We start from the raw sequence: 24,611 nt of genomic DNA on the forward strand, positions 1-24,611 counted from the left end.
CCGCCCCGGGTGAGCATCTCGCGGGTCGGGACCGCACACCCGGATGCGGAGAGGGCTCTACACACATGGCTCAGCAACTCGACGGGCTCGCGTCGGACCAGGACCCGCCGAACACGGCGGAGGGATCGGGAGCCCGCCGGTGGCTGGCGCTGGGCGTCCTGATGCTCGCCCAGTTCACCGTCTGGCTCGACAACACGATCCTCAACGTCGCGCTCAACACGCTGGCTTCCCCGACCGAGGGCCTCGGGGCCACGACCAATGAACTCCAGTGGAGCATCAGCTCCTACACCCTGGTCTTCGCCGTCATGCTGTTCACCGGCGGTGCCCTGGGCGACCGCTACGGCCACCGCCGGCTGCTGGTCATCGGCATGGCGCTGTTCGGCGCGGCATCGCTCTGGGCCGGAATGTCGACCGGTGTCACCGAACTGATCATCGCGCGCGGCGCGATGGGGGTGGGCAGCGCGCTGATCATGCCCGCCACCCTGTCCCTGATCTCCGCCGTCTTCAGCGAGCGCGAGCGTCCGATGGCCATCGCGATCTGGTCCGGCGCCAGCGGGCTCGCCATCGCCGCCGGACCTCTGGTCGGCGGCGCGCTGCTGGAGAGGTTCTGGTGGGGTTCGGTCTTCGTGGTGAACCTCCCCATCGTCGGCGCCGCCCTGCTGGGCGTGATGTTCCTGCTGCCGGCGGCCAGGAGCGCGAACCGGGTCAAGCTCGACCCGCTCGGTGTTCTCCTTTCGATGATCGGCCTGCTCGCCCTGGTGTACGGATTGATCGAGGGCGGGCACCGCAACGAGTGGACCAGCCCGCTCGTCGTGGGCTCCCTGGCCGGCGGCCTGCTCGTGCTGGTGGTGTTCGTACGGATCGAACTCCGGGTACAGAACCCGAGTTTCGACATGCGGCTCTTCCGCAGTGGCAAGTTCACGGGGGCCAGCGTCGCCGTGATGCTCACCTTCTTCAGCCTCAGCGGCTCGATGTTCTACACCTCCTTCTACCTGCAGGGGGCGCTGGGGCAGACTCCGTTCGAGGCGGGGCTGAACCTGATCCCGGTGGCGGTCGGGGTCCTGCTGGGCGCCCCCGTCTCCGCGGCCCTGGTCCGCAAGCTGGGGCTCGGACCCGTGGTGGCCCTGGCGATGATGGTGGCGGCGCTCACCTTCCTCGCCTACACCTGGCTCGACCTGACCACCGCCATGCCGTGGTTCTGGCTGCTCCTGGCGGCGCAGGGCCTGGCGATGGGCTCGGCTGTCGCGCCGACCACGGAAGCCATCATGGCGGTGCTGCCGCCCGACCGCACCGGGGCCGGATCCGCGGTCAACAACTCCATGCGCCAGATCGGCGGCGTGCTCGGCGTCGCGATCCTGGGATCCCTGCTCAGCAGCGTGTACGCGGCCGATGTCGCCCCCGACCTGGCGGCCCTTCCCGGCCCGGTGAAGGAGACGGCGGAGCAGTCCGCCGAGGCCACCCGCCAGGTGGCCGCGGAGGCGTCGCTGCCCGAGCTGGTGGGAGCGGCCAACGACAGCTTCCTGCACGCCATGCATGTGACCTCCGTCGTCGCAGCCGGCGTGGCGGTCCTCGGCGCCGTCGTCATCTGGTTCTCGTTCCGGCCGAAGCGCGGCTGACCCGCCGACTCCGCGCCGCACACCTGCTCGTGCCGTCCGCCCCGCGCGCCCGCTCGTGCCGTCGACTCCCGGATCCGAACAGGGCTCTGGCAGGAAGCGGACACGGGCCGGGACAGTGGTCCGCCGCTGTGCTACTGCTGGGTAGCGAGAAAGCTACCTGTCGGTAGGGGTGCTGCGCAGGGCAGCGCTCCGAGGCGTCGGAGGAACCATGGGGCACTACAAGTCCAACCTGCGCGACCTGGAGTTCAACCTCTTCGAGGTGTTCGGCGCCCAGGAGCGGTACGGAGTCGGCCCGTTCGCCGAGATGGACCAGGACACCGCACGGAACGTCCTGGTCGAGGTGGAGCGGCTGGCGGTCGGCGAACTGGCCGGCTCCTTCGCCGAAGCGGACCGCACACCTCCGGTCTTCGATCCGCAGACCGGCTCCGCCTGCCTTCCCGAGGGGTTCAAGAAGTCCTACAAGGCGTTCCTCGACTCCGAATGGTGGCGGCTCGGCCTGGCGGAGGGGCTGGGCGGCGAGCCCTGTCCTCCGTCGCTGTTCTGGTCGATGGGGGAGCTGGTCCTCGGCGCCAACCCGGCGCTGTGGATGTACACCGGCTTCCCGTCCTTCGCCTCGGTGATCTTCCGCTTGGGAACCGAGGAGCAGCGGAAGATCGCCCGGCGGATGGTGGACGGGCGCTGGGGCGCCACGATGGTCCTCACCGAGCCGGACGCGGGATCGGACGTCGGCGCCGCTCGTACGACGGCCCGCCGCCAGGAGGACGGGTCGTGGCACCTGGAGGGCGTCAAGCGCTTCATCACCGGTGGTGAGCACGATCTCGCGGAGAACATCGTCCACTTCGTCCTGGCGCGTCCCGAGGGCGCGGGCGCGGGGACCAAGGGCCTCTCGCTCTTCCTGGTGCCGAAGTTCACGTTCGACTGGGACACCGGTGAGCTCGGCGAGCGGAACGGGGTGTGCGCCACCAACGTCGAACGCAAGATGGGCCTCAAGGCGTCCACCACCTGTGAACTGACCTTCGGCGCCGACCGGCCCGCCAAGGGCTGGCAGCTCGGCGAGCGGCACGACGGCATCCGGCAGATGTTCACGATCATCGAGTTCGCCCGGATGCTGGTCGGGACCAAGGCCATAGCCACGCTCTCGACCGGCTACCTCAACGCACTCGACTACGCCAAGTCCAGGGTGCAGGGCCCGGACCTGGCCGCGTTCGCCGACAAGGACTCGCCCCGGGTCGCGATCACCCGCCACCCCGACGTGCGGCGCTCACTGCTGGGCCAGAAGGCGTACGCCGAGGGCATGCGCGCCCTGATGCTCCACACCGCCACCGTCCAGGACCGGATCGCCGAGGCCGAACACCGAGGGGAGCCCGCCGACCGGCTGCGGCGCATGAACGACCTGCTGCTGCCGATCGTCAAGGGCTACGGCTCGGAGAAGTCGTACGACCAGCTGACGGAGTGCCTCCAGACCCTGGGAGGCTCGGGCTATCTCCAGGACTACCCGATCGAGCAGTACATCCGGGACGCCAAGATCGACAGCCTCTACGAGGGCACCACGGCCATCCAGGGCATGGACTTCTTCTTCCGGAAGATCGTCAAGGATTCCGGTCAGGCCTTCACCGCTCTGGTCGAAGAGATCCGCGCGTTCGTCGGGCGGGAGCCCGGCGGTGCGGAGACCGAAACCGCACGCGAGCTGCTGACCGCCGCGTTGGACGGTCTCGAGGGGATGCTCGGGTCGATGCTGGGGCGGCTCGCCGAGGCCCAGTCGGAGCCGCGGAACATGCACAGGGTCGGGCAGCACACCACCAGGCTGCTGTTCGCCGCCGGGGACGTCGTCGTGGCGTACCTGCTCCAGCGGCAGGCGGAAGTGGCGCTGCGGAAGCTGCCGACCGCCTCCACCCGGGACCAGGCGTTCTACCGGGGCAAGGTGGCCGCCGCGCAGTTCTTCGCCCGCGAGGTCCTGCCGCTCGTGCCTCCGCAGCGAACGATCGTGGAGCAGGCCGACCTCTCGCTGATGGAACTTCCGGAGGAGGCGTTCTGAGGACCGGTCCGACGTCCCGCGGGCGTCGCCGCACCTGACTCCGGCCGGGCGGAGCCGTCGCCGAAAGAATCGGCGGCGGCACCGGCCCGCGCGGTGCCTGGGAGAACCGCCTCTCCCCCTCACTCGCCGCGCTCCTCCCGTCACGCTGCACCCCTCCTGTCACGATCCGGTCTCGGCCACGGGAGGGGTCTTGATTCGAGCCATGTAATCGATTCCAATCATCCGTGTAATCGATTCCACGGCGTCGTGGTCCGGTCCCCACCGGTCGGCTCCCAGGTTTCGAGGTTGTACGGAAACCACAAGGAGGTGGTCCGGACATGGCGAGCATCAAAGATGTCGCGGCCGAGGCGGGGGTGTCCGTCGCCACGGTCTCGCGGGTGCTGAACAGCCATCCGTCCGTCAGCGAAGAGGCGCGCACCCGTGTCCTCGCCGCCGTCGAGGCGCTCGGCTACCGGCCGAACGCGGTGGCCCGCTCGTTGCGCACGGCGCAGACCCGCACCCTCGGCCTGGTCATCAGCGATGTGCTCAACCCGTACTTCACCGAGCTGGCCCGCTTCGTCGAGGAGGAGGCCCGCGCGCTCGGCTACAGCGTCATCATCGGCAACGCCGACGAGCGGCCCGAGCTCCAGGACCACCACATCCGCACGCTCATCGACCGCAGGATCGACGGGCTCCTCGTCTCGCCCGCCGACGGCGGCTCCCCACTGATGCGGGAGGTCGCCCGGGGCGGTACGCCGATGGTCTTCGTCGACCGCTGGATCCCCGCCATCGACGTGCCCGTAGTCCGGGCCGACGGTACGGGCGCCGTCAAGGATCTCGTCGCCCATCTGCACGGACTCGGTCACCGCAGGCTCGCCATCATCGCCGGGCCCGCCGCCACCACCACCGGCAACGAGCGTGTCGAGGCGTTCCGGGAGGCCATGCGGGGGCTCGGGCTCGCCCTGCCCGACGCCTACATCGGGCAGGGCGACTTCCAGGCCGCCAGCGGGCGGCGGGCCACCGAGCGGTTCCTCGCCCTGGCCGAACCGCCCGAGGTCGTGTTCGCCGCCGACAACCTGATGGCCCTCGGCGCGCTCGACGCGATCCGGGCGCACGGCCTGCGCGTGCCCGACGACATCGCGCTCGCCGCCTTCGACGACATCCCGTGGTTCGTCCACACCGATCCGCCGATCACCGCCATCGCCCAGCCCACCGCCGACCTGGCACGGGCCGCCGTGCGCGCACTGGCCGACCTGATCGAAGGGCGGACCCCGCAGTCCGTCACCCTGCCCGCCCGCCTCGTCGTACGCCGCTCGTGCGGCGGGGCCGCAACGAACCAGAGGAGCGACCGGTGACCGCACCGGAGGAGCAACCGACCACCGCGCCCGACGAGTTGCTGCGCATCGAGGGTCTGCGTAAGACCTTCCCCGGTGTGGTGGCGCTCGACAACGTCGACTTCGACCTCCGCAGAGGCGAGGTCCATGTCCTGCTCGGCGAGAACGGCGCGGGCAAGAGCACCCTCATCAAGATGCTCTCCGGCGCCTACCGCCCCGACCACGGCCGCATCCTGGCCGACGGCCGCGAGGTGCGCATCGACGGCGCCCAGGACGCCGAACGGCTCGGGATCGCCACCATCTACCAGGAGTTCAACCTCGTCCCCGATCTGACGGTGGCCGAGAACATCTTCCTCGGCCGCCAGCCCCGCCGCTACGGGCTCGTCGACCACCGTCGGATGCGTCAGGACGCCGCAGAGCTGCTGCGCCGGGTCGGCGTCGACGTGCGCCCCGACGCCAAGGTGCGTGAACTGGGCATCGCCCGGCTCCAGATGGTGGAGATCGCCAAGGCGCTCAGCCTGGACGCCCGCGTCCTGATCATGGACGAGCCGACCGCCGTGCTCACCTCCGAGGAGGTCGACAAGCTCTTCGCGATCGTCCGCCAACTCCGTGCGGACGGCGTCGGGATCGTCTTCATCACCCACCACCTGGAAGAGATCGCCGCACTCGGCGACCGCGTCACCGTCCTCCGTGACGGTCGCAGCATCGACCAGGTCCCGGCCTCCACCCCCGAGGACGAACTCGTCCAGCTCATGGTCGGCCGCAGCATCGAGCAGCAGTACCCGCGTGAACGCCCCGACACGGGCGACGCGTTGCTGTCCGTGCGGGGGCTGACCCGTAACGGCGTCTTCCACGACATCAGCTTCGACGTGCACGCCGGCGAAGTCGTCGGCCTCGCCGGACTCGTCGGCGCCGGGCGTACGGAGGTGGCGCGCGCGGTCTTCGGCGCTGACCCGTACGACGCGGGCACCGTCGACGTACGCGGCGAACGCCTCGCCCGGCACGACGTCCCCGCCGCGATGAGCGCCGGGATAGGCCTCGTACCGGAGGACCGCAAAGGTCAGGGGCTGGTGCTCGACGCCTCCGTGCAGGAGAACCTGGGCCTGGTCACCCTGCGGTCCGCCACCCGCTCCGGGCTCGTCGACCTCAAGGGCCAGCGCACGGCCGCCGCCCGCATCGCGAAGCAGCTCGGCGTCCGCATGTCCGGCATCGGCCAGCACGTACGCACCCTCTCCGGCGGCAACCAGCAGAAGGTCGTCATCGGCAAATGGCTGCTGGCCGACACCCGGGTCCTCATCCTCGACGAGCCCACCCGGGGCATCGACGTCGGCGCCAAGGTCGAGATCTACCAGCTCATCAACGAACTGACCGCCTCCGGCCACGCCGTCCTGATGATCTCCAGCGATCTGCCCGAGGTACTCGGCATGAGCGACCGCGTCCTCGTCATGGCCCAGGGCCGGATCGCCGGGGAACTCCCCGCCGAAGAAGCCACCCAGGACGCGGTGATGGCCCTCGCGGTCTCCACCTCCGCTCCCCACGAACACCCCGCACCGAAGAACGAAGAGGAGGGCCCCCGTGGCCACTGAGACACTCAAGAGTGACACGGGCGCAGGGGGCACCTCCGTGATACGCCGCATCCTGCTCGACAACGGAGCCCTGAGCGCCCTGGTCGTCCTGGTGGTGGCGATGTCGCTGCTCTCCGGCGACTTCCTCACCACCCAGAACCTGCTGAACGTCGGCGTCCAGGCGGCCGTCACCGCCATCCTCGCGTTCGGCGTCACCTTCGTCATCGTCTCGGCGGGCATCGACCTGTCCGTCGGCTCGGTGGCCGCCCTGTCCGCGACGGTCCTCGCCTGGTCGGCGACCTCGGCGGGCGTACCCGTCGTCCTGGCCGTCGTCCTCGCGATCGTCACCGGCATCGCCTGCGGCTTCGTGAACGGCGCCCTGATCTCCTACGGGAAACTCCCGCCGTTCATCGCGACGTTGGCCATGCTCTCGATCGCCCGCGGTCTCTCGCTGGTCATCTCGCAGGGCAGCCCGATCGCCTTCCCCGACTCCGTCTCGCGGCTCGGTGACACGCTCGGCGGCTGGCTCCCCGTACCGGTCCTCGTGATGATCGCGATGGGCCTGATCACCGCACTGATCCTCGGCCGCACCTTCATCGGCCGCTCGATGTACGCGATCGGCGGCAACGAGGAGGCGGCCCGGCTCTCCGGTCTCCGCGTCAAGCGCCAGAAGATCGTCATCTACGCGCTGTCCGGCCTCTTCGCCGCCGTCGCGGGCATCGTCCTGGCCTCGCGCCTCGTCTCCGCCCAGCCGCAGGCCGCCCAGGGGTACGAACTCGACGCCATCGCCGCCGTCGTCATCGGGGGCGCCAGCCTGGCCGGCGGCGTGGGCAAGGCGTCCGGCACCCTGATCGGCGCACTGATCCTCGCCGTCCTCCGCAACGGCCTCAACCTCCTCTCCGTATCGGCGTTCTGGCAGCAGGTCGTCATCGGCGTCGTCATCGCGCTGGCCGTCCTGCTCGACACGCTGCGCCGCAAGGCCGGTTCGGGGGCGGCCTCGTCGGCCGGAACGGCACCCGGCGCACCGGGCTCGGGGCGCAGGGGAGCGCTCAAGTTCGCCGGGGCGGCGCTAGCCGTTGCCCTCGTCGTCGGCGCTGTCTCCTACTTCAACTCCGGTTCGTCCGGAGGCACGAAGAAGGTCGGCATGTCCCTCTCCACGCTCAACAACCCCTTCTTCGTGCAGATGAAGGAAGGCGCACAGGCGGAAGCGGAGAAGGCGGGCATCGACCTCACCGTCACCGACGCCCAGAACGACGCCTCCCAGCAGGCCAACCAGCTTCAGAACTTCACCAGTTCGGGAGTCTCCTCGATCATCGTCAACCCGGTGGACTCGGACGCCGTCGGACCGGGCGTCCGCAGCGCCAACAAGGCGGACATCCCCGTGATCGCCGCCGACCGTGGCGTCAACAAGGCCGACACCGCCACCCTCGTCGCCTCCGACAACGTGGCGGGTGGCAAGCTCGCCGCCGACGCGCTGGCCGACAAGCTCGGCGGCAAGGGCAGCATCGTCATCCTCCAGGGCACCGCGGGCACCTCCGCCAGCCGTGAGCGCGGGGCCGGATTCGCCGAGGGGCTGAAGGCGTACCCGGACATCAAGGTGGTCGCCAAGCAGCCCGCGGACTTCGACCGCACCAAGGGCCTGGACGTCATGACGAACCTCATCCAGTCGCACCCCGGTGTCACCGGCGTCTTCGCCGAGAACGACGAGATGGCGCTCGGCGCGGTCAAGGCGCTCGGCAGCAAGGCCGGGAAGTCCGTCTCCGTCGTCGGCTTCGACGGCACCCCGGACGGCCTGAAGGCGGTCGAAGCCGGCACGCTCTACGCGTCGGTCGCCCAACAGCCCTCCGAACTCGGGAAGATCGCGGTGCAGAACGCGGTCAAGGCCGCGAAGGACGAGAAGGTCGCGAGCACGGTGAAGGTGCCGGTCAAGGTGGTCACCCGGGAGAATGTCGCCGACTTCTCCTGAACCCGCCCCGCACACCGGACTGTCGAACCCGGACCGACGAAAGCAGGAAGCACGCCCATGCACGACAACGCCCCCGACGACCGGTACGACCTGCTGGTCGTCGGGTCGGCCAACGCCGACCTGGTGATCGGCGTCGAGCGCCGCCCCGCCCCCGGCGAGACGGTCCTCGGCTCCGACCTGGCCGTCCACCCCGGCGGCAAGGGCGCCAACCAGTCGCTGGCCGCCGCCCGCCTCGGCGCCAGGACGGCTCTGCTCGCCCGGGTCGGCGACGACGACCACGGGCGCCTGCTGCTGGATTCCCAGCGGGCGGCGGGTGTGGACACGGACGGCGTCCTGGTCGGCGGAGCCCCCACCGGTGTCGCGCTGATCACCGTCGACCCCTCGGGCGACAACAGCATCGTGGTGTCCCCGGGGGCCAACGGCCGCCTCACGCCCGAGGACGTCCGGGCGGCGGCCCCGCTGCTGGTCGCCGCCCGGGTCATCTCCGTACAGCTGGAGATCCCGCTCGACACGGTGGCCGAGACGGTGCGGGGCCGGGGGCCGGACACCCGGCTCGTCCTCAACCCGTCGCCGCCCGCCCCGCTCCCGGGGGAGGTGCTCGCCGCCTGCGATCCGCTGGTGGTCAACGAGCACGAGGCGCGGTACATCCTGGGCGAGGACGCGGGGGAGGGGCCGCACGACTGGGCCCCTGCGCTCCTCGCGCTCGGCCCGCGCTCGGTCGTCATCACCCTGGGCGCCGCTGGGGCCCTGGTCGCGGACAGCCGTACGGGCTCCCTGGACCACCTCGTCAGCCCGAAGGTCGAGGCCGTCGACACGACCGGCGCCGGGGACGCGTTCACGGCCGCCCTGGCCTGGCGTCTCGGCCGGGGCGACGATCTGCGGGAGGCGGCGGCCTTCGCCGTGCGCGTGGGCGCTGCGGCGGTCACGGCACAAGGGGCGCAGGAGTCGTTCCCGACGCTGGAGGAGGTCGACGCGCTGTGAAGAAGTCGGGCATCCTCAACCGCCACCTGGCGGGCGCGATCGCCGAACTCGGCCACGGCGACACCGTCCTGATCTGCGACGCCGGGATGCCGATACCGTCCGGCCCCCGCGTCGTCGACCTGGCCTTCCGCGCCGGCACCCCGTCGTTCGCCGAGGTACTGGACGGCCTTCTCGACGAACTGGTCGTCGAGGGCGCGACGGCCGCCGAGGAGATCCGCGACGCCAACCCGGCGGCCGCGGCGCTCCTCGACACCCACTTCCCCTGGCTGGAGTCGGTCCCGCACGACGACCTGAAGGCGCTGACGTCGACGGCCCGCCTGGTGGTCCGTACGGGGGAGGCACGGCCGTACGCGAACGTCCTGCTGCGGTGCGGGGTGTTCTTCTGACACCGGCTTGAAGGCCGCTGCGGGGCTGTGCGTCCGGCCGAGGAGCTGTTCTCAGCCGGACGCACCCGGGGCGAGTCCGCAGGAGCCGGTCCTCTGCGCCCCGTCCTGTCCCCTCAGTGTCACGACCCCCCGGCCGTCCTTGGCCTGGTTGTACGCGATCGTGCAGGTCAACTGGCGTACGGCCGTGGCGTCCAGGTCCTGCACGGCGAGGGGCAGGCGGGCGGTGATCCCGCCGTCCGATCCGACCTCCACCTGCACGGCTTCCTTCTCGCGGAGAGCGGGAAGCGCCGTGGTCAGACCGGCGGCCCGGTCCGCCTCGCCCGGGCCGGAGAGCAGCGCCAGGACGACCTTCTCCGTGGGGGCGGGACCCGCGGGCCCGGAGGGGTCCCGGGCGACGGTGCCCGGCTCGATGTACTCGTCGCCGAAACCGGCCGAGGGCCTGACCTCACGGACCACGGGGCTCAATCCGCCGTCCGGGGAACGGAAGAAGAGCAGCATGTCGGCGTCTCGGTTGAGGAAGGCCTCGACCGTGGCGGGGCCGCCCGCCTCGATGACGTCGGAGTCCTGGATCCCGCAGCCGCCCGCCAGCGGTACGCCGACCGCGGCGACGACGGCCGTGGCGAGGCCGCGCCACCACGTACGCGTCCTCGCGGCACCGCGCCGCCCCCCACGCCTCATCTGCCGGCCTCCTCGGCCCGGAGCGGTATCTCGACGGTGAAGACGGCACCGCCGCCGGGCAGGTTGCCCGCGCGGATCGTGCCGTCGTGCAGGTTCACGTTCTCCAGGGTGATCGCCAGGCCCAGGCCACTGCCGGGCGAGCGCGTACGGGCCGCGTCGGCCTTGTAGAAGCGGTCGAAGATGTGCGGCAGCGCGGCGGCGGGGATGCCGGGGCCGCGGTCCGCGACCTCGACGACGAGCACGAGCGTGCCCGAGGAGCTCGCCTCGGTGCGCAGGAGCACGGTGACGGGCGCTCCGCCGTGCCGCAGCGCGTTCCCGAGGAGGTTGGCGATCACGACGTCGAAGCGGCGCGGGTCGAGCCGGGCCCGGATGTCCGGGGGGAGTTCGGTGCGGATCCGGGTGTCGTCCGCCCAGTGCCGGGCCTGGAGGGTCTTGCGGATGGCCTCGGCGACATCGATCTCGTCGGCGTTCAGCTCGGCCGCGCGGGCGTCGAAGCGGGAGATCTCCATCAGGTCCTCGACGAGCACGGCCAGCTTTCCGGTCTCCGCGCTGACCAGCCGGACCGCCTGGGCGGTGTCGGGGTCCAGCCGGTCCGCGTCCTCGTCGAGGACCTCGGTGACGGCGAGCATCCCGGCGAGAGGAGTGCGCAGTTCGTGCGAGACGTCGGAGGCGAAGCGGCGCGCACGCGCCTCGGCATCGCGCAGCTCACCGACGGAGCGCTCCAGTTGGCCCGCCGACTCGTTGAACGTCTCGGCCAGGTCGGCCAGTTCGTCCCTGCCGCGTACCGGGATACGGGTGTCGAGTCTCCCGCTGCCCATGCTCCGGGCCGCACGGCGCAGCTCCCGTACCGGACGCAGCACGCTGCGCGCCGCGAGCAGGGCTGGGACGAGCGCGACCGCGAGGCCGGGCAGGGCGCCGTTCCGGGCGGCGACGAGGAGGGCGTCCACGTTGACCTGCTCGTCGGTCAACCGCATGACGGCGTACAGGACGAGCCCGGTGGGCAGCGTGCTGTCGGGGCCGGTCTTGAAGACCGTGGGCATGCCGATGGTCAGGTAGGGGACGCCGTCCTTGACCACCCTCTCGAAGCTGCCGTAGCGGTCGGCCGTCGCCGCCCGGCGCAGTTCGGGGGTGATGACAAAGGAGACCGGGTTCTCGCCCGAGGACGCGCGGATCGAACCGTACTCGGCGAACACCACCCAGGGGCGCGGCTTGCCCGTGCGGGCGAGGTCGCGCAGGATCTCCTCGATCCCCTCCTCCTCGACGGGCAGCCTCCAGCCCGTCCGCTCGACCTGGTCGCGGAAGGTCGAGACGGCGGTGTCCTGGGCGGTCTTCAGCAGCGCGTTGCGGGCCTCGCGGTAGGTCAGGGCGGACGTCGTGCCGGCGCTGACCGCGGCGACCAGAAGGAAGGCGGCCAGCAGCCGGGTGCGCAGACCGAACGCCCTGACCCGCGAACGCCTGCGGGTGGGTGCGGCCGGCCCCGCGCCGTCCGCTCGCTCGTTTCCGCCGTCGCGCGGGCGGCCGGGGCGGGGGACGGTGATCACAGCGGGCCGAAGCGGTAGCCGAAGCCCCGCAGAGTCTGGACGTAACGCGGGTTGCCGACCTCGTCCTCGATCTTTCCGCGCAGCCGGGCGACGCAGGCGTCGACCAGCCGGCCGTCGGCGTGGAAGGTGTGCTCCCAGACGTTCTCCAGGAGCTGCTGTCTGCTGAACACCTGCTCGGGAGCGGCGGACAGGTGCAGCAGCAGACGGAGCTCCGAGGGAGCGAGCGACAGGGGCCGGCCGGCCTTGGACACCGTCAGTCCGACCCGGTCGATGGTGAGGTCGCCGTAGACCTCGATGGCCGGGCGGCCCGTCGCGCCGTCGTCCATACGGCGCAGCACCGCCCGGATCCGGGCGTCGATCACCTCGGGCCGGGCGGGCTTGACGATGTAGTCGTCGGCACCGGCCTCCAGGCCGATGACCACGTCGAAGTCGTCGCCGCGCGCGGTGAGCATGATGATCGGCAACTGGCTGTGCTCCCGGATCCGCCGGCAGACCTGTACGCCGGTCATGCCGGGCAGCATCAGGTCCAGCAGCAGCAGATCGGGGCGGAACTCGGCCAGCGCGGTGAGGCCGTCCTCGCCGGTTCCGGCTGCTCGTACGTCGTGGCCGCGTCGGCGCAGACCGAGTTGGACCCCCTCACGTACGAAGGGGTCGTCCTCGACGAGGAGCACGCGGGACATCGGCTGTTCTCCTTCGGTGGTCGGCGGGTCAGGTCCGGACCCGCCGACTGCGTACACGCAGGAGGAGCGCGTTCAGTTCGGCGAGTCGCAGCGGACGGGCGAGCAGGGCGAAGGTGAGGCCGAGGGCGGCCGCGCCCGCGACGGCGGCGGCGAGGGCTCCCGCCCGTCCCGCGCCGACGGACGCGAGGTGGCCGAACACGACGGCGGGGACAGCGGCGAGCAGCAGGCGTGCGTGGGCGGCCACGGGGGACGACCGGAGGGGCTGTACGACGCCGAGCCGGCGGCACAGCACCCTGCCGGTCAGTGCCCAGCCCGCGCACAGGGCCAGCGAATAGGCCGCTGCCATGCCCGTGACGGCCCACCGGGCCGGCAGCAGGTGCGCGGCGGCCAGGGACAGACCCGCGTTGAGCGCGACGATCACCAGGTTGAGCAGGAACGGCGTACGGGTGTCGGAGAGCGCGTAGAAGGCGCGGGACAGGACGTACTGGCCGGACAGGGCGATCAGCCCCGGCGCGAAGGCCATGAGGATTCCGGCCAGGGCGGCCGTGTCGGCGGCACTGGTCCTGCCGTACCCGAAGACGAGGGCCGTCACCGGCCCGGCGAGGGCGAGCAGTGCGCAGGCGGCGGGTACGACGGCGGCGGCGCAGACCCGCAGGGCGTGGGAGACATCGCGCCGCACGCCGGCGAGGTCCCCGTCGGCCGCCGCCGCGCTCATCCCCGGCAGGAGCGCCGTCACCACGGACACGGTGATGATGCCGTGCGGCACGACCCACAGAACGTAGGCGTTGTTGTAGGCGCCGAACCCCGGTCCGCCCTCGAGACCGGCGCTCGTGGCGAGGCGGGTGGTGACCCAGTAGGCGGCCTGGTTGGCGAGGACCAGCAGCACCAGCCAGCCGGCTGCCCGCAGGGGCCGGGTCAGGCCGCTGCCGCGCCAGTCGAAACGGGGCCGCCAGCGGAAGCGGGTGGCGCGCAGGGCCGGGACGAGGGCGAGCGTCTGGACGGCGATACCGGCGGTCGTACCCCAGCCGAGCAGGGCGGTCCCGGTCGGTGTGAGGGTGTCCCCGCCCCCCAGGGACAGAGCGAGGTAGAGGCCGAAGACGGCGATGACGACGACGTTGTTCAGGACCGGGGTCCACATCATCGCCCCGAACCTGCCCCGGGCGTTGAGGACTTGGCCGAGCAGGGTGAAGAGTCCCAGGAAGAAGATCTGGGGCAGGCAGTAGCGGGCCAGCGCGACGGTCATCGCCGCCTGCCGTCCGGTGTAGTCGGTGTAGGCGTCGACGATGGCGGGGGCGGCCCACACCGCGGCCGCGGTGATGACCAGCAGCGCGACGACGCAGACGGTGACGAGCCGGTCGGTGTACGCGACGCCCTTGTCGGGGTGCTCCTTCGCGGCCCGCACCAGCTCCGGGACGAAGACGGCGTTCAGCGCGCCGCCCAGCAGCAGCATGTAGACGATGGTGGGCAGGGCGTTGCCGACCGCGTAGCCGTCGGCGGCCGGCCCGATGGTGCCGAGGGCCGCCGCGACCACGGCGGACCGGGCGAAGCCGGTGGCGCGGGCGACGACGGATCCGGCGGCCATGACCGCAACTCCGCGCGGAGCGGTGACCGCCGCCTTCGCATCCGGCGGGACCACGGCGGCGCGGGCGGTGCGCGTCGTCGGTGACGTCTGCTTCATCGGCGGTTCAGGTACGCCTGGAAGGCACGGTGAAGCGCATGGTTGGTGCTGCCGCCCACTGGCCTCTCCCATTCCCCCAACGTCTCGACGACCTGACCACCGGTGCCGAGCTTCCACCGCAGCAATCCGTACGCACGTTCTTCCGGATCGAGAGTGGAGGGTACCCCGCGCATGTCGTAGACGTCCGCCCCGGTCGCGTGGGCGTCCAGCAGCATCCGCCACTGAAGGGCGTTGGAGGGCCGCACATCGCGGCGGTGGTCGGCCGACGCGCCGGTCTGGTACCAGGTCCGGCGGCCCACGGTGATCATCGTGTGAGCGGCCAGGATCTCGCCCCGGTGCCGGGCCAGATACAGCTTCATGCGGCCCGGTTCCTCGGCGTTGAGAGCGGCGTACTGACGCTCGAAGTACGCGAGTGAGCGGCCGAGACGGAATCCGTCGCGACGCTCGGTGAGGGTGAGCAGGCGACTGAACTCGGGCAGGTCCGCCGCACTGCCGACCACCACCTCCACCCCCTCCTTCCGGGCCCGGCGCACATTCCGGCGCCACTCCTGGTTGAGCCCGGCCCACAGGTCGTCCGGGGTGCGTCCGGCGAGCGGTACCTGAAAGACGTGGCGCGGCTGGGCGTCCCCGCCCTGGCCTGTCCCGTCGCCGCCGCAGCGCCGCCAGCCCCGGAGCCGCAGCCGGTCCGCGACGGCGGAGCCGAGGGGGTCGACCTCGCTGGCCAGGACGTCGCCGAGACGGCGGCCCGGGCCGGCGAGCGGCTTGAGCCGGGCGGCGTCCCAGCGCCGGTAGGCGGGCGAGGGGCCGATGCGCACGGCGAAGGCCCCCGCCCGGCGCAGGTGGTCCAGCAGCGGATCGAGCCATGCGTCGACGTCGGGGTCGCTCCAGTCCGCGACGGGCCCTTCGGGAAGGTAGGCGAAGTACTTCCGCGTACCGGGAAACTGACGCAGCAGCACCAAGGCCGCCCCCGCCAGCGCGCCCGCCTGCGGATCGGGCCCCCAGCCGATCAGGTGGGCGCGCCAGCCCTCCTTGACGTCGGCCCAGGACGGGCATTGGAGGAAGCCCGGGCCGAGGGCCCGCCCTTCCGGGGACGCGAGGAAGGCGCGGTAGGTCTCCGGGGTGATGGTGCCCAGGGCCGGGCCCTGGTTCCGTGCGCGGCGCACGGGGCTGGACGACGACGGCACGAGCAGCGCTGACACGGTCTGGCCTCTCCTTCTCCCCGGGACCGGCCGCGGGGACACCGAGGATGCTCACAGCGCCTCATGACCGCTCCGAGCGGCGAATGTGACCGGACCATGACCGTTCCTCACCAGTCGCCGTCACATCGCCCCATGGCATCTGAACTGGGGTTTTCCGCCTCTACAGTCGCAGCATCGCCGACTCGTCCGGCTCTCTCGCGGCTCTCCCGGAGGTCCTGTTGTCCCGCTCGTCACACATACCCGTGCACATCCACGCCCGCGTCCGCGCCGCCGTGGTCGCCGCCCTCGTGGCACCGCTCGCCGCCTGCTCGTCGAGCGCCTCTTCCGGCCCCCCGGCCGCCGAGGCGACAGCGAGCCCCGACGACCGGCCCGTCACGGTCTCCGTCACGCCGACGGGCAAGCAGGTCCCGGCCGGTGAGCCCGTACGGGTCACGGTCTCGGGCGGCCGCCTCACCTCGGTGACCGTCACCGACGCCGACGGCCACCGGCTCGCCGGAAAGACCGCCGCCGACGGCCGGTCCTGGGTCTCCGACCGCAAGGCCGTACCCGGTACGGCGTACGAGGTGACGGCCGCGACCCGGAGCGCGGGCGGAACCGCCCGGACCGCCCGGGCCGCCTTCACCACGGCGAAGGCGGACAAGGTCAATAAGGTCGACTGGCGACCGGGCACCGGCACCACCGTCGGCGTCGCCCAGCCCGTCTCGCTGGTCTTCGACCACCCGGTCAAGAACCGGGCCGAGGTCGAGAAGCAGCTCAAGGTCACCACGTCGAACGACACCGAGGGCTCCTGGGGCTGGATGCGCGACTGGTCGGGCCGGGACCGGGTGGACTGGCGGCCCAGGACGTACTGGAAGCCGGGGACCGAGGTCACGCTGAAGGCCGAACTGAACGGCACCGACTCGGGGCCCGGCGGCGGCTGGTTCGTACGCGACTACACGACGGCCTTCACCATCGGTGACGAGCAGATCGCGAAGGTCGACCTCGACCGCCACGAGCTCGCCCTCGTCCGCGACGGCGAGACGGTCCGCCGGATCCCGGTCTCCGGCGGCACGCCCGGCGGCGACAAACGATCCTGGCGCGGAACCGCCGTCCTCATGTCCAAGGAGGGCACGATCAACATGAACTCCGAGACCGTGGGCCTCGCCGACGCCTACGACAAGATGGTCGACCACTCGATGCGGCTGACCTGGTCCGGCATGTACGCCCACGCCGCCCCGTGGAACGCCCGCCATCTCGGCAGGGCCAACCGGAGTTCCGGGTGCATCGGCATGAGCGACGCGGACGCGGCCTGGTTCTACGGGCAGGTACGGCCGGGCGATCCGTTCGAGATCACCGGCAAGGACACCAAGGGCGTCGTCGCGCCCGGGAACGGCTTCGGCGCGTGGAATCTCTCGTGGGCCGCGTGGCAGGAGATGAGCGCGTTGCGCTGAAAGCGTTCGGCGGAGTGAGCCGTCCATGGCGCTGAAGAAACTTCTGGCAGATCCCGGTGACCGGAGCTAAGCTCCCCGCGATGACCCACTCCATGAACAGATTGGGGGACCCGTCCGCGCAAGGTGAGTGCTGATGCTCCCTTCGACCGCGAACCGGGATTCCCGCCCGTCCTCTTCTCCTTCCCCCTCCTTCTGGCCGCGCGTGCGTGAGTTCGCCGTGCCGGCTTCGATGATCGAGACTGCGACCGCCCGCCGCGAGGCCGGGGACTGGGCAGGAGCGTGCGCCGCGGCAGGCGTCGACGTCGATCTCCAACTCCGTTCCGTGGCACGCAGCCACGGCCGGGCCCTCGCCGCCCGCATCCGGGCGGACCTCCGCCACCTGGCACCCGACCTGCTGCGCTGGCACATGCCGAGAATCGCCCCGCACGGACTGCTGCGCCCGGGGCTGACGATCGACCTGGCCCGCTACGACCCACCGGGCCGTGACGGGCCGGGCCCGCTGCACCTGGTCGTGCGGACCCCGCCCGCCTGGGCGGACGCCGGGCAGCGGATCAGCCTCGCGCTGTGGGACGGCTCGCACACCGATCCCAACGCCCGCCGACACCCCCACCCGCATCCGAACCGCCGCTTCCGCCTCGATCTGCACCGCCACCTGTGGGATGCGCGCAGGGCCCATGAGCTGCGGCACCGCTCCGGGGCCGACGACCGGTCAACCGGGCACGCTGATCAGGCCGTTGACCCGGATCTGTGGAGCGCCGTGCCACCGGACCTCCGCTGTGCCGTCGACCGGTGGGCGGTGGAGGCGGCGACCCTGCTCCGAGCCGAGGGGCGGGGGCCGGGCGGCACGGTGAGTGTGCGGCTGGGCGGCCGACGCCGGCTGCTTCTCCGCGTGGAGGCCGACGGGGACGGCCCGGGCACACCCGCCGCGCGGCTCGCGGCGCTGCTGCCGGATTCGGGTTCGTCCACGGCACCGGTGCTGCCGGACGCGGCGACCTGGGTGCTGCCCGACCTCGACCTGCTCCGCACCGGGGCGATCGAGGCCGGGCAACTGCACCCACTGGTCGCGCGGGCGCTCGTGCCGGACCTCCCGCCGCCGGCTTCGGCCCCGACCCGTTCACGTACCGGCGGCGGGGCCGGAGCCACGCGCCTGGTGGAATGCCGGGGAGCCCAGCACAGGATCGGCCTGGTCGAAGGGGCCCTCGCGCCGCTGGACCACGACCCGGCCGAGATCCGCCGCGAAGAACTGCTGGTCGCCCTCACCGGTACGCCGTTGCCCTGCCTCCAGGTCATCGACGAGGCACACCGACGGCCCGACTGCCTCACCGGTGTGCGCGAACGCCTCGACCACGGGGACATCGCCGGTGCGCTGGCCGTCGTCGAGGGGCTGCTCGGCCCCGAGGCGGTGCTCCGCGACGGCCCCCTGCGGGACGAACTGGAAGCCGCGGCCCGACGTCGGATCACCTACGGACTGTTCCGGGCCGACCTGCTCGGCCCCGGCCCGATCCGCCGCCGCTCGGACCCCCGCCGCCTCGTCGACCCGCGCCCGCGCAGGGCCCGACGACCGCGCCACACAACAACCGTCAGCTGATACGGGGTTCACGACCCCAGGGGCCACCTCTGCCCGCCCCGCTCCCACTCGCCCTCTCGCACACCCTCAGGTGATCACTCATGCTCACGAACACGCCGCCCTCCGCGCCCACGACCCCCGCTCCCGGCTCCCAACTCGCCGTCGCCGACGTGCTGATGAGCCTGCTCCGCGACACCACGACCGAGCCGCGCCCCGACATCCAGCTGGAGGCGCTGACCCTGGCGGTCTCCGCCGATCTGCCCGTCCTGCTGTGGGGCGAGCCGGGGATCGGCAAGACCGCGGCCCTGACCCAGCTCGCCGTCTCCCTGGACCTGCCGCTCACCACCGTCATCGCCAGCGTGCACGAGCCGTCCGACTTCTCCGGGCTGCCCATCGTCGGCGACGATCCGGCCGAACAGGGCGTGCCGATGGCCCCGCCGGACTGGGCCGTCCGCCTCGTACGGGCGGGAAAGGGCCTGCTGTTTCTCGACGAACTCTCCACCGCACCGCCCGCCGTCCAGGCCGCGCTGCTGCGCCTCGTACTGGAGCGGCGGATCGGTGCGCTGCAACTCCCGCCCGGCGTACGGATCGTGGCGGCGGCCAATCCGCGTTCGTCCGCGGCCGACGGCTGGGAGCTGAGCCCGCCGCTCGCCAACCGGTTCGTCCACCTCCAGTGGACCCACGACCACGAGGTCGTCGTCCGCGGACTCGCCGGCACCTGGCCCCGCGCGACGCTGCCCCGCCTCGACCCCGAGAAGCTGCCCGAGGCGGTGGACTTCGCCCGGCGCGCGGTATGCGGGCTCCTCTCCGCCCGCCCCACGCTCGTCCACCGGCTGCCCACCACGGAGACCCGCCGGGGCGGCCCGTGGCCGTCGCCGCGCAGCTGGGACATGACGCTGAACCTGATCGCCTTCGCGACCGCCGCCGGATCCTCCAGGGAGGTGCTGTCCCTGCTGGTCAGGGGAACGGTGGGGGATGGCCCGGGCCTTGAACTGCTGGCCAGCCTGGACCGGATGGACCTTCCCGACCCCGAGGACCTCCTCGCCGATCCGGCGAACGCTGCCCTGCCCGAGCGCGGCGATCTCCGGCAGGCCGCACTGGACGGGGCCGTCGCCGCGGTCCGTACCCGCCCGGACCGGGCACGCTGGGACGCGGCGTGGGCGCTGCTCGTCCGGGCGCTGGAGACCGGAGCCCCCGACCTGGTGGTCGTCCCCGCCACCACTCTCGCCTCGCTGCGCCAGGAGGACTGGGACGTACCGGCCGCCATCGAGCACCTCGCCGGAGTGGTCTCCCTGTCCCAGCGGGCGGACCGGGCGGCGGACCGGGTGGCCCGCGTCGGAGCGAAGGCGGGCCGATGACGACGGCGGACGCGCCGGGCGCGCTCGACCTGGACCTGGACAAACTCTTCGCCGCACGTCTGCAGGCCGCCCGGGCCCGCCCCTACCTGGCCACAGCCCTGTTCGCCCTGCACACCGTGGAGTCGCGGGAGGTCCCGACCATGGCCGTCGACCGGTACTGGCGGTGCTACGTCTCCCCGTCCTTCGTCGCCCGCACCCCGGTCGAGGAGCTGGCCGGGGTCTGGGTCCACGAGGTGTCGCACCTGCTGCGCGACCACCACGGGCGCAGCGACCGGGTCGCCCGGCAGCGGGGGCTGACCGGCCCGGGGAACCGGCTGCGGATGAACATCGCCGCCGACTGCGAGATCAACGACGACGTGTACGGCGACGGCCTGGCCCGGCCCAAGGGCGCCGTCTATCCGTCGACGCTGCACCTCCAGTCCGGGGAGCTCATGGAGGACTACCTGTACCAGTTCCGCCTCGGCCCGCGCACCCAGAACCTCGCCTGGCTGGACTGCGGCAGCGGCGCCGACGGACTGGAGAGGGAATGGGACCTGGGGCCCGACGGCGCGCACGGGCTCAGCGCACACGAACAGGACGCCGTCCGCTTCCGCGTTGCCCAGGGCATCACCGGCCGCCCGGGAAACGCCTCGAAGGGGTGGAAGCGGTGGGCGGAGGAGGCGTTCCACCCTCCGCAGCCCTGGCGGGAGCTGCTGGGCGCCGCCGTCCGCTCGGCCGCCTCGGGCCCCGGCGCGGGGGAGGACTACACGTACGGGCGGCCCTCGCGCCGCTCCACCGGACTCCCCGGCGTCGTCCTGCCGAGCCTCCGCCGCCGACCGCCCCGGGTCTCCGTCGTCATCGACACCTCCGGCTCGGTCAGCGACGCCGAACTCGGCAGCGCCCTCCTCGAAGTCGCCGCCATCTCCCGCGCGGTGGGCGGCCGACGCGACCTGGTCACCGTCCTCGCGTGCGACGCGGCGACCCGGGTGGTCCACCCGCTGTGCCAGGCGGAAGGCATCCCGCTGGTCGGCGGTGGCGGCACGGATCTGCGTACGGGCTTCGCCAAGGCGCTCCGCTCCCACCCCCGCCCCGACGCCATCGTCGTTCTGACGGACGGCCAGACACCGTGGCCCTCGGCACAACCGTCGTGCCGCACGGTCATCGGCCTGTTCCCGAGGGACCACAGGCGCAACTCCTGGAACGAGGACAACCCCGACTACGTCCCTCGACGGCCGCCGGCGTGGGCGCGCGTGGTGGAGATCGGCTGAGCGCCTTTGCGGCCGGGCCGGACCTCGCCGCAGGGGGCCGGTCACCGGGCAGTGACGCTCCCCACCAGCTCCGCCAGCGCCTCCGCCAGCGTGTCGAGTCCCGGTCCCGCAGGCCCGCCCGGCTCGCTCATGTACGTGTCGCGGCGGATCTCGATCATCAGCGCGGTGACCCGGCGGTCCGTTCCGTAGTGCCGGAGAGGAACGTACGTACCGGCGAACGGCGTGTCGTGCCCGACGCCGTCATGGCCGACGCGGCCCTTGAACGCCGCCTCCGCCGCCGCGAGGAGTTCCGGCGGGGTGTGGAACGGGTCGGTGCCCAGGCAGACGGGCGGGCGGGGGCCGGTGCCGTGGAGCTCGTACGGGAGTGGCTCGGTCGGGTACGAGTGGACGTCGATGACCACCGCGCGGCCGGCGGCGGCGATGCGTGCCTCGACCGCCTCGGTCATCGCGGCGGCGTAGGGGTGGAAGTACGCTGCCAGCAGGGGAGTGGGGTCGCCTTCCGGCGGGCGCAGCGGTTCGCGGTGGGTCGTGCGGGTGTAGACGGCGCCCATGCCGACGGCGAGCATCTCCTCCCGCTCGTCCGGGAAGCGCTCGGGGTCGACGACCAGCCTGGACAGGTTGTTGACGAAGCGCCACGGGGCGGCCGGGGCGATCCGCGCCGCAGCCGCGGCCAGTTCGGCGGTGTGGGCGTCGGTGATGTGATCGAGCTCGCGCTCCAGGGCGGCGTCGTCCAACGCGATCCCCCGGCGCACGTGGTGGGGGATGCGGCGGGAGCCATGCGGTACGTGGAGGAGGACCGGGGAGTCGGGGGCGCCCGGGCTGAGGGTGAAGGGCTGTCGGGGGTCGCTCACGGGTACGTCTCCTCCGGTGTGCTGTCTTCGTAGCACACCAGTCTCCCGTGCCCGCCCGGGTGGTGGCCCCCCGGCGAGGCCGCCGGGGGACCGTCACGTCAGAGGACGGTTACTGGCCGGAGCCGATCACCGGGTAGTGGTCGGAGAGGTTCGTGTACGTGTACTTCTTGCCCCAGCTGGACACCGTCCACGGGGCGCTCTGCTCCTTGATCACGTCGTTCTTCCAGCCCGACGGCTTCGCGTGGCCCGTGCGGTGCAGGACGTGGTCCAGGTCCTCGCGCGGGTCGTCGGGGTAGCGCTCGGAGGCGATGGAGTTGTCGCGGGTGTCGAAGGAGTACGTATGGCCTGTCCGGGAGTCCGGGGTGGTCAGGCCGGCGTCGGAGAGGAACGACGCGTACTCCGCCGAGTGTCCGTCGACGTTGAAGTCGCCCGCCACGACGACCTGTTCGGAGGCCGGGATGTTCTTCGCGTCCAGGAACGCGTCCATCTGCTTGAACTGCCGGCTGCGCATCTGCGCCGCCTCGCCCGCCGAGCAGCCGGGGTCGGTCGACTGGGCGTGGGTGCCGACGACGTGGACCCGGGCGCCGTTCACGTTCAGCACCGCGTAGGCGAAGCCCTTGTTCGAGAACCAGTCACCACCGCACGCGTCCTTGAAGACGAACTGCTCCTTGCGGACGATCGGCCACTTGCTGAGGATGGTGACGCCGCCGTCCTCCGGCGTCGTCGCCGAGTAGGAGCCGCCCGTCGCGTCCCAGCCGCTCTTGCTCCGGCCGACCACCGGGGTCTGGTGCGGGTACTGGGCGGCCGCGTTGCGCAGCAGCGCGTCGGAGGCACCGTTGTCGAAGGCCTCCTGGATCACCACGACGTCGTTGCCCTGGAAGAACGGCGTCTTCGGGATCTCGGCCGCCCGGTGGTCCTGGCCCCAGTTGGGGTAGAGCGTCTTGCTGAAGAGGAACGCGTTGTACGAGAGCACCCGCAGCGACGGGGTCTCGGCAGCCGCTGCCTGCGGAGCGTTCGCGGCGAGGGTGGCGGTGGCGAGCGCGGCGGACAGGGTGACGCCGGTCAGGCGGCGGAACGCGGTGTTCGGCACGAGGTCTCCTGTGGTCGAGTGGGGGGCGTACCGGGCGACCCCCATCCAAGCAGCGGCAGTTACCCACGGGTAGACATCGGGTGGCACGAGTCTGTCCGATCGGCTGCCATCCGGATCCCGGCCGGAGCCGGCCGGATCCGCCGACTCCGGTGCGCCGTCGCTCAGGCGGGGGCGCCGTACACGATCAGGTTGTCCACCGGGTGGCCCTCCGCGTCGAACTCCCCGTCGCAGGTGATGAGCCGCAGCGTGCTGCCTTTCGTCGGGCCGTAGACCTTCTCGGTGGGAAAGGCCTTCTTGCTGACCGTTTCCTTCCCCGTGACCGTGAAGCGCAGGGTCTTCCCCGCTCCGTCGCGGACCAGCACCTCGGCGCCGTCGCGGATGTTCTTGAGGTCGTGGAAGACGGCCCGGCCGAAGCGGGTGTCGTTGTGGCCGATCAGCACCGCCGGGCCCGGTGCGCCGGGTACGGACCCGCCGCGGTACCAGCCCGCCGTCATACCCTTCTCCGCGGGCGGGACCTCGACCGTGCCGTCCGCGTTGAGGCCCAGTTCCATGAGGGTGCTCCGCACGCCGATCGAGGGGATGGAGACCTCCGTGGGAGCCGACCGTTCCGTCTCGTCGGCCCGGGGCGGCGCGGTCGATTCGGAGCCCGCCTCGTCCCGCGCCGACGCGGAGGGCCCGGCGGCCGTGGCCGCGGAGGTCTCGGCGGACGAGGGCTCGGCGGACGAGCATCCGGCCAGGGCGACACAGGCCGCGACGGCGGTCAGCAGGGCGGCGGTCCGCCGGAAGCGGTGGGACGTACGGGGCGACGGCACAGAAGACTCCGGGATCAGGGCGGGGCGGGGGCGTGGGTGTGGCGCCGCCCCGGTGCGGGGCGGCGCCACAGTCAGCGGTCGGGTCAGCCGTTGTGGCCGGTTGCCGAGCGGCGGCGCAGCACGATGGTGCCCGCGCCCGCGAGCAGCGCGGCCCCGGCCACCGAACCGGCGAGCAGCGCGGTACTGTTGTCGCCGTTGACGGCCGGGCGTTCACCGGCGGCGACACCGCCGCGCGGGGTGACCGCCGGGGCGGCCTCCGCGGGCGCGGCCTGCTTCGGCGCCGGCGCCGGGCGGTCGCCCGCCGCCACGCCGCCGCGCGGGGTCACTGCCGGGGCGGCGTCCTGCGGGGCCTCCGCGGCGGCCTCGCTCCGTTCCGGATACGGTGTGGCCTTGACGGGCGCCGACGGCTTCGGGGAGGCGTCGGCGAAGGCTGCGGCGGACGGGACCAGCACCGCGCCGGCCGCGACAGCGGCGAGGAATGCGGCGCGCAGGGTGGTGCGCGAGGGGAAAGCGGTCATACGGATGGCTCCATTCCATACTCGGCCCCATGACGGTCCCGGATGCCGGTTCGCACCGGGGACGGGGCATGCCGCCAGGCTGGCGTGGAGATGTGAAGAA

The 24,611-nt window shown here is 72.3% G+C and carries 20 protein-coding genes; 11 read left to right on the forward strand and 9 right to left on the reverse strand.

The features are described 5' to 3' along the window. Positions 1 to 65: 65 nt before the first annotated feature. From WQO_RS30065 to rbsD, 7 genes are all read left to right on the forward strand, one after another. On the forward strand, positions 66 to 1,616 hold the full coding sequence (locus tag WQO_RS30065) for a DHA2 family efflux MFS transporter permease subunit (RefSeq protein ID WP_010058209.1): 1,551 nt from the start codon (positions 66 to 68) through the stop codon (positions 1,614 to 1,616). Positions 1,617 to 1,824: 208 nt separating this feature from the next. Next, complete coding sequence (locus WQO_RS30070) at positions 1,825 to 3,651, forward strand: acyl-CoA dehydrogenase (RefSeq protein ID WP_010058207.1); 1,827 nt, start codon at positions 1,825 to 1,827, stop codon at positions 3,649 to 3,651. Between the two features lie 317 nt (positions 3,652 to 3,968). Further along, positions 3,969 to 4,985 (forward strand): LacI family DNA-binding transcriptional regulator, encoded by a 1,017-nt coding sequence (locus WQO_RS30075; RefSeq protein ID WP_010058205.1) that lies wholly within the window; start codon positions 3,969 to 3,971, stop codon positions 4,983 to 4,985. Then, entirely contained in the window at positions 4,982 to 6,550 is a 1,569-nt protein-coding gene (locus WQO_RS30080) for a sugar ABC transporter ATP-binding protein (RefSeq protein WP_010058203.1), read from the forward strand. Before WQO_RS30075 ends, WQO_RS30080 begins: the two co-directional genes overlap by 4 nt. Continuing rightward, the gene (locus tag WQO_RS30085) at positions 6,540 to 8,495 is read left to right on the forward strand and encodes an ABC transporter permease/substrate-binding protein (protein ID WP_010058201.1); all 1,956 of its coding nucleotides are present in this window, start codon (positions 6,540 to 6,542) and stop codon (positions 8,493 to 8,495) included. The genes WQO_RS30080 and WQO_RS30085 overlap by 11 nt, the downstream gene beginning before the upstream one ends. Positions 8,496 to 8,552: 57 nt before the next feature. Next, positions 8,553 to 9,476, forward strand: a complete 924-nt coding sequence (locus WQO_RS30090; protein WP_058954151.1) for a ribokinase — start codon at positions 8,553 to 8,555, stop codon at positions 9,474 to 9,476. Further along, positions 9,473 to 9,862: a D-ribose pyranase gene (gene rbsD / locus WQO_RS30095; RefSeq protein ID WP_010058197.1), complete on the forward strand. Its 390-nt coding sequence runs from the start codon at positions 9,473 to 9,475 to the stop codon at positions 9,860 to 9,862. The genes WQO_RS30090 and rbsD overlap by 4 nt, the downstream gene beginning before the upstream one ends. A 51-nt stretch (positions 9,863 to 9,913) precedes the next feature. Here rbsD and WQO_RS30100 read toward each other — a convergent pair whose 3' ends face one another. Genes WQO_RS30100 through WQO_RS30120 form a run of 5 tightly spaced genes read right to left on the reverse strand, consistent with a single transcriptional unit; the run spans position 9,914 to position 15,638 of the window. Further along, on the reverse strand, positions 9,914 to 10,540 hold the full coding sequence (locus WQO_RS30100) for a hypothetical protein (RefSeq protein WP_010058195.1): 627 nt from the start codon (positions 10,538 to 10,540) through the stop codon (positions 9,914 to 9,916). Continuing rightward, positions 10,537 to 12,081, reverse strand: a complete 1,545-nt coding sequence (locus WQO_RS30105) for a sensor histidine kinase (RefSeq protein ID WP_010058194.1) — start codon at positions 12,079 to 12,081, stop codon at positions 10,537 to 10,539. The genes WQO_RS30100 and WQO_RS30105 overlap by 4 nt, the downstream gene beginning before the upstream one ends. Beyond that, a complete protein-coding gene (locus WQO_RS30110) occupies positions 12,078 to 12,761 on the reverse strand; it encodes a response regulator transcription factor (protein WP_010058193.1) in 684 nt (227 codons plus the stop codon). Before WQO_RS30110 ends, WQO_RS30105 begins: the two co-directional genes overlap by 4 nt. A 28-nt stretch (positions 12,762 to 12,789) precedes the next feature. Continuing rightward, positions 12,790 to 14,439: a murein biosynthesis integral membrane protein MurJ gene (gene murJ, locus WQO_RS30115; RefSeq protein WP_010058192.1), complete on the reverse strand. Its 1,650-nt coding sequence runs from the start codon at positions 14,437 to 14,439 to the stop codon at positions 12,790 to 12,792. Beyond that, positions 14,436 to 15,638, reverse strand: coding sequence for a lipid II:glycine glycyltransferase FemX (locus WQO_RS30120; RefSeq protein WP_010058191.1), 1,203 nt, complete (start codon positions 15,636 to 15,638; stop codon positions 14,436 to 14,438). The genes murJ and WQO_RS30120 overlap by 4 nt, the downstream gene beginning before the upstream one ends. 218 nt (positions 15,639 to 15,856) lie before the next feature. Here WQO_RS30120 and WQO_RS30125 point away from each other — a divergent pair, with 218 nt between their 5' ends. From WQO_RS30125 to WQO_RS30140, 4 genes are all read left to right on the forward strand, one after another. Then, positions 15,857 to 17,068, forward strand: coding sequence for a L,D-transpeptidase (locus tag WQO_RS30125; protein ID WP_010058190.1), 1,212 nt, complete (start codon positions 15,857 to 15,859; stop codon positions 17,066 to 17,068). 133 nt (positions 17,069 to 17,201) lie between these two features. Further along, positions 17,202 to 18,656, forward strand: a complete 1,455-nt coding sequence (locus tag WQO_RS30130; RefSeq protein ID WP_010058188.1) for a hypothetical protein — start codon at positions 17,202 to 17,204, stop codon at positions 18,654 to 18,656. A gap of 80 nt (positions 18,657 to 18,736) precedes the next feature. Beyond that, positions 18,737 to 19,993: an AAA family ATPase gene (locus tag WQO_RS30135; protein ID WP_010058186.1), complete on the forward strand. Its 1,257-nt coding sequence runs from the start codon at positions 18,737 to 18,739 to the stop codon at positions 19,991 to 19,993. Then, positions 19,990 to 21,240, forward strand: coding sequence for a vWA domain-containing protein (locus WQO_RS30140; RefSeq protein ID WP_010058185.1), 1,251 nt, complete (start codon positions 19,990 to 19,992; stop codon positions 21,238 to 21,240). The genes WQO_RS30135 and WQO_RS30140 overlap by 4 nt, the downstream gene beginning before the upstream one ends. Before the next feature lie 41 nt (positions 21,241 to 21,281). On the opposite strand, the gene WQO_RS30145 is transcribed toward WQO_RS30140, so the two are convergent. The 4 genes from WQO_RS30145 to WQO_RS30160 all read right to left on the reverse strand — a co-directional run bounded on the left by WQO_RS30145 (position 21,282) and on the right by WQO_RS30160 (position 24,511). Continuing rightward, positions 21,282 to 22,091: an N-formylglutamate amidohydrolase gene (locus WQO_RS30145; RefSeq protein ID WP_010058184.1), complete on the reverse strand. Its 810-nt coding sequence runs from the start codon at positions 22,089 to 22,091 to the stop codon at positions 21,282 to 21,284. 109 nt (positions 22,092 to 22,200) lie between these two features. Then, positions 22,201 to 23,181 (reverse strand): sphingomyelin phosphodiesterase, encoded by a 981-nt coding sequence (gene sph / locus WQO_RS30150; protein WP_010058183.1) that lies wholly within the window; start codon positions 23,179 to 23,181, stop codon positions 22,201 to 22,203. Positions 23,182 to 23,342: 161 nt separating this feature from the next. Beyond that, positions 23,343 to 23,993: a class F sortase gene (locus WQO_RS30155; protein ID WP_010058182.1), complete on the reverse strand. Its 651-nt coding sequence runs from the start codon at positions 23,991 to 23,993 to the stop codon at positions 23,343 to 23,345. A gap of 83 nt (positions 23,994 to 24,076) precedes the next feature. Then, on the reverse strand, positions 24,077 to 24,511 hold the full coding sequence (locus WQO_RS30160; protein ID WP_010058181.1) for a hypothetical protein: 435 nt from the start codon (positions 24,509 to 24,511) through the stop codon (positions 24,077 to 24,079). Between the last annotated feature and the right edge of the window lie 100 nt (positions 24,512 to 24,611).

The sequence above is a fragment of the Streptomyces globisporus C-1027 genome, from assembly GCF_000261345.2.
Lineage (GTDB): Bacteria > Actinomycetota > Actinomycetes > Streptomycetales > Streptomycetaceae > Streptomyces > Streptomyces pakalii.